This is a genomic window from Pseudomonas sp. CBZ-4, from assembly GCF_000346755.1.
In the GTDB taxonomy this organism is placed as follows: domain Bacteria; phylum Pseudomonadota; class Gammaproteobacteria; order Pseudomonadales; family Pseudomonadaceae; genus Aquipseudomonas.
The window spans coordinates 1-11,681 of the sequence record NZ_ANNV01000064.1 but is presented as its reverse complement, the minus strand read 5'-3'; the positions used below and the strand labels follow the sequence as shown (position 1 = coordinate 11,681).

9 protein-coding genes are annotated in these 11,681 nt (G+C 63.1%); 4 read left to right on the top strand and 5 right to left on the bottom strand.

All coding sequences use genetic code 11. The features are described 5' to 3' along the window. Positions 1 to 401: 401 nt before the first annotated feature. Complete coding sequence (locus tag B348_RS0107795) at positions 402 to 914, top strand: GNAT family N-acetyltransferase (RefSeq protein WP_017735571.1); 513 nt, start codon at positions 402 to 404, stop codon at positions 912 to 914. Here the strand turns inward: B348_RS0107795 and B348_RS0107790 are convergent. From B348_RS0107790 to ccoN, 3 genes are all read right to left on the bottom strand, one after another. Next, positions 911 to 1,603 carry an aspartate/glutamate racemase family protein gene (locus tag B348_RS0107790; protein WP_017735570.1) on the bottom strand — a complete coding sequence of 231 codons (693 nt, stop codon included), beginning with the start codon at positions 1,601 to 1,603 and terminating at the stop codon, positions 911 to 913. The two genes, B348_RS0107795 and B348_RS0107790, sit on opposite strands and share 4 nt — an antisense overlap. Positions 1,604 to 1,693: 90 nt before the next feature. Next, positions 1,694 to 1,903: a cbb3-type cytochrome c oxidase subunit 3 gene (locus tag B348_RS0107785; RefSeq protein ID WP_017735569.1), complete on the bottom strand. Its 210-nt coding sequence runs from the start codon at positions 1,901 to 1,903 to the stop codon at positions 1,694 to 1,696. Continuing rightward, positions 1,903 to 3,330, bottom strand: coding sequence for a cytochrome-c oxidase, cbb3-type subunit I (gene ccoN, locus B348_RS0107780; protein WP_017735568.1), 1,428 nt, complete (start codon positions 3,328 to 3,330; stop codon positions 1,903 to 1,905). The genes B348_RS0107785 and ccoN overlap by 1 nt, the downstream gene beginning before the upstream one ends. A gap of 214 nt (positions 3,331 to 3,544) precedes the next feature. Between ccoN and B348_RS0107775 the strand changes: the two genes are divergently transcribed. Beyond that, on the top strand, positions 3,545 to 5,215 hold the full coding sequence (locus tag B348_RS0107775; RefSeq protein ID WP_017735567.1) for a nitrite/sulfite reductase: 1,671 nt from the start codon (positions 3,545 to 3,547) through the stop codon (positions 5,213 to 5,215). Positions 5,216 to 5,291: 76 nt separating this feature from the next. Next, positions 5,292 to 5,786, top strand: a complete 495-nt coding sequence (locus B348_RS0107770; protein WP_017735566.1) for a hypothetical protein — start codon at positions 5,292 to 5,294, stop codon at positions 5,784 to 5,786. Positions 5,787 to 5,838: 52 nt separating this feature from the next. On the opposite strand, the gene B348_RS0107765 is transcribed toward B348_RS0107770, so the two are convergent. Continuing rightward, the gene (locus tag B348_RS0107765) at positions 5,839 to 8,025 is read right to left on the bottom strand and encodes a tetratricopeptide repeat protein (RefSeq protein WP_026136645.1); all 2,187 of its coding nucleotides are present in this window, start codon (positions 8,023 to 8,025) and stop codon (positions 5,839 to 5,841) included. A gap of 173 nt (positions 8,026 to 8,198) precedes the next feature. On the opposite strand from B348_RS0107765, the gene B348_RS0107760 reads away from it, so the two are divergent. Continuing rightward, positions 8,199 to 8,870 carry a DUF3313 domain-containing protein gene (locus B348_RS0107760; protein ID WP_026136644.1) on the top strand — a complete coding sequence of 224 codons (672 nt, stop codon included), beginning with the start codon at positions 8,199 to 8,201 and terminating at the stop codon, positions 8,868 to 8,870. 179 nt (positions 8,871 to 9,049) lie between these two features. On the opposite strand, the gene B348_RS0107755 is transcribed toward B348_RS0107760, so the two are convergent. Further along, on the bottom strand, positions 9,050 to 11,599 hold the full coding sequence (locus B348_RS0107755; protein WP_017735563.1) for a fused MFS/spermidine synthase: 2,550 nt from the start codon (positions 11,597 to 11,599) through the stop codon (positions 9,050 to 9,052). Positions 11,600 to 11,681: the final 82 nt, after the last annotated feature.

Below are 11,681 nucleotides of genomic sequence, written 5' to 3'. Positions count from 1 at the left end.
TGGGGCTCTTTTCCAAAAGTGACCCGCCGTAAGGGCGGAACCAATATCAGCCGTTACCTAAATAACGGATATGTACTCCGGCCAAAAAGCCTCGGCGCCTAACATATCGCTATCGCAGGCAAGCCAGCTCCCACAAAGGCCAGCTCCCACAGTAGAGCCGGTTTACACCCGGTAAAAATCGCCCGACTGCCAAGCCGTCACGGGAGCAAGCTCCCTCGCCACAGGTCCAGCAGCAATGCTCAAAGTTGTGTAGATACCTATAGCGTCCATCTGTACGCGTTCTAATAGGTGTCACGGGTGTTTCGACCTTTTCCAGCCGAGTACAACAATGCCCGGCTGGCTATGACAGTAGCTCGCCCTCTACACTGGTCGGCCACGTGTCTTTCAAAGGATGAAACACCATGCACACGCCTGAAGCCCATATCGTCATCCAGCGCTTTACCGAGGCCCATCTTGAGGGCGTCGCCGCGCTCTATAACGAACCGGCGGTGTGCCGACAGGTGCTGCAGATGCCTTTCCAGTCGGTGCAGGCGTGGCGCAACAAGCTGGAGCTGGACAACGAGCGGCGCCTGCAACTGGTGGCGGTGCATGGCGGCGAGGTGATCGGCCAACTGGGCCTGGAACAGCTGCTGCGCGTGCGTCGCAGCCATGTCGGCTCGTTCGGCATGGGCGTGGCGCCGGCCTGGCAGGGCAAGGGTGTGGGCTCGCGCCTGCTGGCGGCCGCGCTGGACGTGGCCGACAACTGGATGAACCTGCGTCGCGTGGAACTGACGGTGTACGCCGACAACAAAGCCGCGCAGCAGCTGTATCGCAAATTCGGCTTCGAGGTTGAAGGCCGCATGCGCGATTTCGCCCTGCGCGACGGCGTGTTCGTCGATACCGTGAGCATGGCGCGCCTGCGCCAATCGGCTTAGTCCTGCAACGCAAACGCCACCGCAGCCTGCGCATGCAGCTCGGTGGTGTCCAACAGCGGCAGGTCGCTGTGCTCTGGTTTGATCAGCAGGCCGATTTCCGTACAACCCAGAATGATCGCCTGGGCGCCACGTGCGGCCAGGGACTCGATCACCCGCTGGTAGACCTGGCGCGACGCGTCGCTGATCACGCCGACACACAACTCCTCGTAAATGATCCGGTGCACGGCCTGGCGCTCGTCCGCTTCAGGCACCAACACGGTCAAACCATGCCCAGCCAGGCGCGATTTGAGAAAGTCCTGCTCCATGGTGAACGCCGTGCCCAGCAGGCCGACCGTCAACGTGCCGGCTGCCACCGCCGCCAACCCGGCGGCATCGGCAATATGCAGGAACGGAATCGACACCGCCGCTTCGATACGCGGCGCGACCAAGTGCATGGTGTTGGTACACAGCACCACGCAATCGGCGCCGCCGGCTTGCAGGCGGCGGGCGGCGTCTTCGAGGATCAGCGCGGTGTCGTCCCAGCGCCCGGCGTGCTGGGCTTGTTCCACCGGGCCGAAGTCCACGCTGTACATCAACAGTTGCGCCGAGCGCAGCGGGCCCAACTGGTCGCGTACGCGCTGGTTGATGATGCGGTAATACTCGGCGCTGGATTCCCAGCTCATGCCGCCGATCAGGCCGATGGTGCGCATGCGATGCTCCTTACACGGAAAGTCGCTTCACCTTACCCATCGGCCGCCGAATAGTCATACGCAGTTGTCCAGCAAATCACCGGAGCAGTTTTACATGTCCAGGTTGATCCAGCCCGGTTTGGCCTGCTCCGGCGCGACGGCGTTGACCTGTTTGCCGGTGGCCTGTTCCACCCGCCGCGCCACGTCCGGGTCGTCGGCGAAAGGGATCAGGCTGGCTTCATCCAGGCTTTTCTCGGATTGCCCGCGCAAGCAATACTCCACGGCGCCATACAGGCACAGCAGCATCAGCCAGCCCCACATCAGGCGATCCGCGCGTCGAGTTGCGCCATGCGCACATCCGCCACACGCACTGTTCGCCAGGTGTTGTAGGCCATCAGCAGCATGCCCGTGAGGAAAAATACGCCGCCGGCGAAACGCACCACAAACCCCGGATGACTGGCCTGCAACGCCTCGACAAACGAGTAGGTGAGGGTGCCGTCATCGTTCACCGCCCGCCACATCAGGCCCTGGGTAATACCGTTGACCCACATCGACGCGATGTACAGCACCGTGCCAATGGTGGCCAGCCAGAAGTGCAGGTTGATCAGCGGCACGCTGTGCATCTGCTCGCGGCCGAACACCTTGGGGATCATGTGGTACAGCGCGCCGAACGTGATCATCGCCACCCAGCCCAGCGCGCCGGCATGGACGTGGCCGATGGTCCAGTCGGTGTAGTGGGAGAGGGCGTTGACGGTCTTGATCGCCATCATCGGGCCTTCAAAGGTGGACATGCCATAGAACGCCAATGACAGCACCAGAAAGCGCAGGATCGGGTCGGTGCGCAACTGATGCCAGCCACCGGACAAGGTCATCATGCCGTTGATCATCCCGCCCCAGCTGGGGGCCAGCAGGATCAGCGACATCGCCATGCCCAGTGACTGCGCCCAATCCGGCAGTGCGGTGTAGTGCAGATGGTGCGGGCCGGCCCAGATATACAAGGTAATCAGCGCCCAAAAATGCACGATGGACAGGCGATAGGAATACACCGGCCGCCCGACTTGTTTCGGCACGAAGTAGTACATCATCCCCAAAAAGCCCGTCGTCAGGAAAAACCCCACGGCGTTGTGCCCATACCACCACTGCACCATCGCATCGGTCGCCCCGGCATACACCGGGTAGGACTTGAACCAATCCACCGGAATCGCCAAGTGATTGACCACGTGCAACATGGCGATCACCAGGATGAACGCGCCAAAAAACCAGTTGCCCACGTAGATGTGCCTGGCCTTGCGCCGCACTACGGTAGTGAAGAACACCACCGCGTACGCCACCCAGACCACCGCCATCCACACCGCGCCGGAGAACTCGATCTCGGCGTATTCCTTGGTGGTGGTGTAGCCCAGCGGCAGGCTGACCAGCATGATCACGATCACCGACTGCCAACCCCAGAACGTAAACGCAGCCAGGCGATCGGAAAACAGGCGCACCTGGCAGGTGCGCTGTACCGCGTAGTAGCTGGCGGCAAACTGGGCGCTGCCGGCAAAACCAAAGATCACCAGGCTGGTATGCAAAGGGCGCAGGCGGCCAAAGGTGGTCCAGGGCAGGTCCAGGTTCATCTCGGGCCACACCAGTTGCGAGGCGATCCACACGCCCATGGCCATGCCGACCACGCCCCAAACAATGGTGGCGATGACGAATTGACGGACGACTTTATAGTTATAGGCCTGCCCGATTGTTGCTGTGCTCATGCTCAGTCCTCCCACGGTTCCAAGTGGCGGGAACTGTAGGAAGGGCGGACAAAACAAAACAGGCTCAGAAAATGCTCATTCCTGCGGATCAGTTGTTTCTGCCTGAAATCGCGGCTTTCAGGCGATCTGATCCGCTTTTTATCACTGCACCTGCATCTTCAATGCGCTGCGCCGTAGGTGCATAGTCGCCCCCATCATTTGATGAGGCCGTGATATGTACCAATACGATGCATACGACCGGGCGCTGGTGTTCGAGCGCGTGGCGCAGTTTCGTGACCAGGTCCGGCGCTATATCGCGGGGGACTTGAGTGACGCGGAGTTTTTGCCACTGCGCCTGCAAAACGGCCTGTACCTGCAAAAGCATGCCTACATGCTGCGGGTGGCGATTCCCTACGGCACCCTGAGCGCCGAACAACTGCGCACCCTGGCCAGCATCGCGCGGGATTACGACCGCGGCTACGGCCACTTCACCACGCGGCAGAACCTGCAATTCAACTGGATCGAACTGCACCAGGTGCCCGACATCCTCGAACGCCTGGCCCACGTCAACATGCATGCCATCCAGACCTCCGGCAACTGCGTGCGCAACATCACCACCGAAGCCTTTGCCGGGGTGGCCGCCGACGAACTGTTGGACCCACGCCCACTGGCGGAGATCCTGCGCCAATGGTCAACCATCAACCCGGAATTCCTGTTCCTGCCACGCAAGTTCAAGATCGCCATCTGCGCGGCCCGTGACGACCGCGCCGCGATCATGATGCATGACATCGGCCTGTACCTTTACCACGACCGCCAGGGCAACAAGCTGTTACGCATGATGGTGGGCGGTGGCCTGGGGCGCACGCCGATCCTCGGGGTGCAGATCCGCGAAGGCTTGCCGTGGCAGCACCTGTTGTCCTATGTCGAGGCGGTGCTGCGGGTGTACAACCGCCATGGCCGACGGGACAACAAATACAAGGCGCGCATCAAGATCCTGGTCAAGGCCCTGGGCATCGAGGCGTTTGCCCGCGAGGTGGAGGAGGAGTGGCAGTACCTGCGCGACGGCCCGGCACAATTGACCGACGCCGAGTACGCGCGTGTGGCCGCGGCTTTCGTCCCGCCCACCTATGCAAACCTGCCGGGTACCAGCCTGGCCTACGGCACTGCGCTGACGGAAAGTCCCGCGTTTGCCCGCTGGGTCAGCCGCAATGTGATGCCGCACAAAGTCCCGGGCTACACCAGCGTGGTGCTGTCCACCAAACCGGGGATCAGCGCACCGCCCGGTGACGTCACGGCCGAGCAAATGGACGCGGTGGCGCAATGGTCGGAACGCTTCGGCTTTGGCGAAATCCGCATCGCCCATGAACAGAACATCGTCCTGCCGGATGTGCCCAAGGAACACCTGCATGCCTTGTGGACACTGGCCTGCGCCCACGGCCTGGAGGCGGCGAACGTCGGCCTACTGACCGATATCATCGCCTGCCCGGGCGGCGACTTCTGCGCCCTGGCCAACGCCAGATCCATCCCCATTGCCCAGGCGATCCAGCAGCGTTTCGACCACCTGGACTACCTGCATGACCTGGGCGAGATCAGCCTGAACATCTCCGGCTGTATCAATGCCTGCGGCCATCACCATATCGGCAATATCGGCATCCTCGGCGTGGATAAAAATGGCAGCGAGTGGTTCCAGGTCACCCTGGGCGGCGCCCAGGGCAATCACAGCGCCCTGGGCAAGGTGATCGGCCCGTCGTTCAGCGCCGCCGAGATTCCCGATGTGATCGCACGGGTGATCCACACCTTTGTGCGCTACCGCGAGAGTGAAGAGCGCTTTGTCGACACCGTGCAGCGCATCGGCCTGGAACCGTTCAAGGAGCGGGTCTACGCGGGGCGGTTGGTGGACGCGTGAGGCGTTAGTCATACGCGGCAGTGTTGCATCTGCCATGATCGGCCTTCGCAACCTGGCTCACCGGAGGAAATCCGCAATGGACGACGTACAACACCTGGGCGAGATGCTTCGTCATTACGCCGACAGCGAAGCGCACAAAAAGCAGCAATTCGACGTGCAATCCGCCCGTTGGACGCAAAAGCTCGGCGAGTTGTTCGGCCAGATCGAGCTGTGGCTGGAGCCGGTCAAGCAGGTGGGCTTGCTGGAGGTGCACCGTGAAGCCTACGTCGCCAGCGGCCCCAGCGTGCCGCTGGAGACCTCGACCTTCAGGACCGAGAAGCTCAACGTGCACATCACCGGCAAGACCGTCGAGTTTGTGCCCGAAGTGATGGGCGCAGGCGGGCTGATCTCGGTGTCGGTAATGGGCCTGACCGCCGCCCGCCACGGCAGCGTGTCGCTCGTGCTGCCGGCGGACAAGAACGACTGGCTGTGGAAGAAGACCAACGGCCTCAAGGACCCGGACACCTTTGGTTTTGACGCGAACTTCCTGGCGTCGCAGTTGCAGAGCCTGATTCCACGCGAACGCATGTAAGGCTCAGGCTGCCGAGCAACCTGTGTGGCGAGGTGCGGTGTGCGCCCGGCGTCTATTTCAGCGCAGGGTCGCCGGGGTTGAGCTTTTTCCAACTCTGCATGACCCCCTGCGCTTTCGGCTCCTGGCCGTTTTCCAGGTAGTACTGGATCAGCGACAGCCGTGCATTGCGGTTGTACGGCTGACGCTGGAGCAGGTTTTCCAGTTGTTCGCAGGCTTCGTCGACCTTGCCACTGTCATGCAAGGCCACCGCAAGGACAAAGGCGTACTGGGCGTTGGCCGGGTCCAGGCGCACGACGTTGCGCAAGTACGCCATGGCGCTCGCCGGATCACCTGCGCGAATCGCCATCAACCCTCGGGTATGTTGTAGCAGGGCCGCGTCCGGGTGCTGCGTCATCTGATCCGCGATCAAGCTGCGCGCATCCGGCCCACGGCCATTGGCTTCCAGCCACTGCGCCAGGGTCACCAGCGCCGGGAAGAAATCCGGGTCGCGCAGCAGAGCCGTGCGCAACTGCGCTTCGACTTTGTCGCCACGGCCACTGGCCTGGTAGAGCATCGCCAGGTTGAGGTTGGCTTCGGCGCGCTCCAGCAGGCTCAATTGCACCTGTTCGTATTCGACGATGGCGTTGTTCCACGCCAGGCCCTGGCCTGGAACACCGAGCAGGTCCCGCGCGGCGAGGATGCGCACAGCGCGCACCGGATCACGCAGCAACGGCCCATAGAGGGCGACACGCTCCGGGGGCGGGAGCAGGGCGCTGACGGCACGCACGGCGCTTTCACGCACCTGCGGCGCCGGGTGGCCAAGGTCCAGGGTGGCGAGTTTCAATGCCTGTTCACTGGGGTAATTGGGCAGTTCGACCAGCAACGTTGCGCGCTGGATTGCTGGCAGGTTGCCACGGGCCAGTTGCTCATACAGCGCCTGGGCGGCGCCCGGTTGGCCGCCTCGTATCAACGTCATGCTCTCGGCATAGCCCGGCGCCCTGAGTACATCACGGGCGCCGGGCGGGATGCTGAAACTGTGGTCATGGCGCAAATCATTGCCCATGTAGACCTTGCCGGGCATATGGCAGTCCACACAGAACGCGCCGGCCTTGCCCATGTGCTGGGCGGAGTCGTAGTCCTTGGCCTGCAAGCCGCGCCCATCCACCGTGGCGATGGGGGTCTTGCCGGCGGTGTTGTGGCATTGCAGGCACACCCCATTGCCCGGCGCCTTGAGTTCAGCGCTGTGGGGGTTGTGGCAGTTGCTGCAGCGCACACCTTTGTCGGCCATCTTGCTTTGGGCGAAGGAGCCGTGTTCGAACACTTCGTCCTTGATCTTGCCGTCCAGGGCATACAGCTCGCGGGTCAGTACGCTGGGCAGGTAGTCGTCCATCAGCCGTTTGCCAACGGTAAACCCATCCCCCAATGGCGCGCGGCGCGCGTGGCAGCGGGCGCAGGTTTCGAGTTCGACGGTGGCGTCCTTGTCCTTCAGGTCCACGGCGAAGCCCATGTGCAGCAGGTCGCCTTTTTTCGCCGCCCATTGCAGGTGGTTGGACGCCGGGCCGTGGCATGCCTGGCAACCCACGCCCAGGCTGTTCCACTGGCTGTCGAAGGTGTTTTTCACCGCGTCGAAATTACGTTTGTAGCCGGTGGTATGGCATTCCACACACATGAAGTTGGCGTTCTGGCTGGGTTTGCTCCAGTGCAGCGGGTTCTTGAAGTTCACGCCCTGGCCCGGGTACAGGTGAAACCAGCGGTTCTGCTGCATATCCCACGCCACGCCAAGGGCTTGCAGGCGACCGTCGCCGACCTCGATCAGGTATTGCTGCAACGGCGCGATGCCAAAGGTGTACGCCACCTTGAAGTCGGCGGGCCGGCCGTCGGCCCCCGGGGTATTGACCCAGAACTCGGCGCCCCGTTGATAAAACCGCGTGGTCTCGCCTTCGGCGCTGAACGTGACGTCATTGAAGTCGGCCGGCACCGTCTGCACCGTCGCTACCTGCATCGCCAATTGGTGGTGGGAACTTTGCCAATCCTTGGCCTGGGCCTGGTGGCAGCCCTGGCATTGCTGCTCATCGACCATCTGCGCGGGGGCGATGACTGCGGGTTTGGCGGCGACAACGGGCGCGGCCAGCCGAGGCGTGCTGGCTTGCAGGAAAAACCAGATCCCGGCCATGGCCAACAGCAGCAACATAATCAATACGGGGTAGAGGTAACGACGGGATGGATCACGGTGGGGTACGGCTTTTTTGGGCTCTGGCATTCCGACTTCCGCTGTCTTGATGCGTGGACGCTCTACGGCGCGCTTAAGCTGTGTGCAGCTTTGACGCAGGTCACACGTCTGTCAAACCCGGGGCATGAAATAACGGTTATTTCCCCAGAGTTGGCTATACCTACAGCTCAATGTTTCAGTGATGACCGCCAGGGAGTTCAATGATGAAACTAAGGCTAGTGATCAGCACGCTGTGTGTCGCCTCGCTCGGAATGGCAGGCTGTGCCAGCAAAGTCACCCAACCGGACGAGTATTCCGGCTTTCTCTCGGACTACAGCCACCTCAAGCAAGCCAAGTCTCCGTCCGGTGCCGAGGTGATGCGCTGGGTCGATCCCAAACTTGACCTGAGCCGCTACACCGCCGTCTACGTCGAGCCGACCCAGTTCTATCCCAAGCCCCAGGCCACCGCGAAGATCCCGGAAAGCACCCTCAACGGTATCAACACCTACTACAACCAGGCGCTCAAGCGTGAGCTGGAGAAATCCCTGCCACTGGCCAACGCGCCCGGCCCCGGGGTGATAGTGGTGCGTGCGGCGATCACCGCCGTGAGCAGCAAGACCGAAGCCCTCGCGCCCTACGAATACATCCCCGTCGCGCTGGTCGTGGCCGCCGCCAGTACCGCGTCCGGCCACCGTGACCAGGAAACCACCCTGGGCACCGAGGCGCAATTCCTCGACGGTGCCAGTGGCAAGGTGATCGCCCAGGTGGTGCGCAAAGGCACCGGCAAGCCGCTGGCCAATGAAGCCCAAGTGATGAAGGCCGACGATGTGAAAAGCGTTATCGACGGCTGGGCGTCGGACTTGCACCAGTCCTATGTAAAGCTGAAAAAACACTAAACCCGCAACACCACAAAACCAATGTGGGAGCGGGCTTGCCCGCGATAGCGGCCTGCCAGCTAACACCGATGCAGCAGACCCACCGCCATCGCAGGCAAGCCAGCTCCCACGGTGCCAACCTGATCTGGCGTGTAAACCCAATCCCCTGTGGGAGCGGGCTTGCCCGCGATAGCGCCCGTTCAGTCACCTGAAGTATTGGCTGACACTCCGCCTTCGCGGGCAAGCCCGCTCCCACAAGGGGCTGCGCAAAACCAGCGGTAGTACGGGTTGGCACTGTCCTGCTGCAACACCTCCCGGATGTCCCGTCCCCAGGCATCGCGATCACCGTCATAGGCATGCAAACTGGCCTGGTAGAACTGCATCAGGCGCTGCTGTTCGGCGGCGAGGGTGCGGGTGAAGGCGGCGTCGGCATTGCGCAGCGGCGCGGGCACGCGCAGGTCAAGCAGGGCCGGCAAGACACGGGTGATCTCTTTGCTGCGCACCCACGGCGCATATTCGATGCGCGGCTGGTCATCGGTGACCGGCAATGCAGCCGCGGCGAAGCGTTCCAGGCCCTGGCGATCGGTGACCCAGGTCGCCAGCAAGGTAGCGGCCGAATCGATGCCCACCTCGGCCAACGCGCTGCTGACGCCCGGCTGGGCGAAACGCTGGCGGATGCGCGCCGCGTCCAACTCGATGGGCTCACGGGAACCCACCAGCAGCATCTCGTGGAATTCGCTCGTCCACAGCGAGGCATACGGGAACACATTCAGGAAACTGCGTACCAGCGCACGGGAGTCGTCGATGTTTTGCGTGGGCAGCGGCAGCCACTGGGCCAGCAGGCCGTTTTTCTCCAGGCGCGACGCGGCCAATTGGTAGAAGTCCTGGGAATACAGGTTCACCACGCCCGCAGCGGAGGGCGGCGGCGGTTCCAGGGTGATCAGGTCGTAGGCGTGCGGATTGCGCAGCAACTCCTGGCGACCATCGCGCAGGCGCAGGTCGATGCCGGGGTCAGTGGCCGCATTGAAATTACCCTTGAACAACGGCGCCGCGTCGATCACTGCGGGCAGCAGTTCGGCGACCACACGCTGTTCCAGGCCGGGATAACGCAGCAGTGCGCCTGCGGTAATCCCGGTGCCGAAGCCGATCACCAGCGCCGCCGTGGGTTCGCCGTTGTGGATCAACAGCGGCAGCAACGCCTGCACCCGCATGTAACGCAGGGACGGCATGGCGTCACCGGTATTGGACACACCCTGGATATACAGGCGCTGAAACGCCCGCGCCCCCTGGCCTTGGCTGACCACCGCGACCGTCGCGCCACGGCCTTCCTGATAAAACGCCAGGCTGGCATGACGCGCCCCGGGCAGCAATTTCGCCAGGCGATCCACTGGCGTCAACAGCGCCACGGCCAGTGACACCAGGCCCAGCGCAACCACCGCCTGGCGCCGGCCCTTTTTCACGCCATGGCCCCGGCGCACGGCCAGGTAACCCACACCGGCAGCGATCACCGCCAGCCCCCCCAGGGTGCGCACCAAGCCCAGCCAGGGGATCAGCACAAAGCCGCAGAGCATCACCCCGACGATCCCGCCCAGGGTGTTGAAGGCCACGACGGCGCCCACATCACGGCCCACGTGGCGGTGGCCGACACTCAGGCGCAGCGCCAGGGGAAACGCCGCGCCCAACAGCAGCGTCGGTACAAACACCATGCACAGCGCCGCCACTGCAAAGCGCGCGCTCATCCCCGGCAACTCGCTGCCGCCCAGGTTCAACACCAGCGCCTCGGCCTGGGTTTGCAGCAGCACCAGCCAGCGCCCGAGCAGGGCGATTTCCAGCAACGCGACCAGCCCCGCACCGGCGATCAACAGGCCGAATACACCCCAGGGATCACGAATCCGTTCCACCCGCCGCGACATCAGTTGGCTGCCGATAAACAACCCACTCAAATAAGTGGCGAGCACCACCGCAAACGCGTAGGTGCGCGTGCTCATAAATTGCACGATGGATTGCGACCACACCACCTCATACCCCAACGCCACGCCACCGGCGATGGCGTACAGCACCAGGGCCAGGCGCGCAGGCGGTTCACTGCGTGTGGGCGCGACCACCACCGGCGCGTGATGGCGCACAGCGGCCAATGCGCCCGCCGCCGCGACGAGGTTGAACAACGCCGCGACCAGCGCACTGCCACGCACACCAAACTGCGCGATCAGCACAAATGCCGCGAGCAAGGTGCCGACAATCGCGCCCGCCGTGTTCGCCGCATACAAACGCCCGCCGGCCTGACTCAAGCCTTTGGCCTCGATGTTCAGCGCGCGCACCAGCACCGGCAGCGTACCGCCCATCAACAACGCCGGCAGGCCGACCAGGGTAAACGGCAGCGCCCAGGCCAACAGGCCGATGCGTGCTTCCAGCCAGGCAAACGGCTCGGCCGCCGTGCCCAGCGCCCAGGTGGCGCCAACGCCGAACAGGGCGACCAATAATTCCAGACCTGCATACAACAAAAGGGGCCGCGCAAAGCGATCCGCCAGACGCCCGAACAACAACCCGCCGAGGGCCAGTCCGGCAAAAAACGCGCTGATGCCGGTGGTGATCGCGTACACCTCCACGCCGACCACCAGCGACAGTTGCTTGATCCACAGCACCTGGTACACCAACGCCGCGCCGCCGGAGATGAACAGGAGGAGGGCGGGGATGAGGATTGAGGGGGTGTTGACGGTTTCTATCGGTTTGCTGGCGGTGCGTGCAGTCATGACCAAATCCCAGAATGCGCAGAGAACCCTGTGGGAGCTGCTTTGTGTGGGAGCTGGCTTGCCTGCGATAGCATCACCTCGG

Coding starts and splice junctions, on each gene's coding strand:
- B348_RS0107795 (WP_017735571.1), top strand. CDS start 402: ATGCACACGCCTGAAGCCCATATCGTCATCCAGCGCTTTACCGAGGCC.
- B348_RS0107790 (WP_017735570.1), bottom strand. CDS start 1,603: ATGCGCACCATCGGCCTGATCGGCGGCATGAGCTGGGAATCCAGCGCC.
- B348_RS0107785 (WP_017735569.1), bottom strand. CDS start 1,903: ATGTGGGGCTGGCTGATGCTGCTGTGCCTGTATGGCGCCGTGGAGTAT.
- ccoN (WP_017735568.1), bottom strand. CDS start 3,330: ATGAGCACAGCAACAATCGGGCAGGCCTATAACTATAAAGTCGTCCGT.
- B348_RS0107775 (WP_017735567.1), top strand. CDS start 3,545: ATGTACCAATACGATGCATACGACCGGGCGCTGGTGTTCGAGCGCGTG.
- B348_RS0107770 (WP_017735566.1), top strand. CDS start 5,292: ATGGACGACGTACAACACCTGGGCGAGATGCTTCGTCATTACGCCGAC.
- B348_RS0107765 (WP_026136645.1), bottom strand. CDS start 8,025: ATGCCAGAGCCCAAAAAAGCCGTACCCCACCGTGATCCATCCCGTCGT.
- B348_RS0107760 (WP_026136644.1), top strand. CDS start 8,199: ATGAAACTAAGGCTAGTGATCAGCACGCTGTGTGTCGCCTCGCTCGGA.
- B348_RS0107755 (WP_017735563.1), bottom strand. CDS start 11,599: ATGACTGCACGCACCGCCAGCAAACCGATAGAAACCGTCAACACCCCC.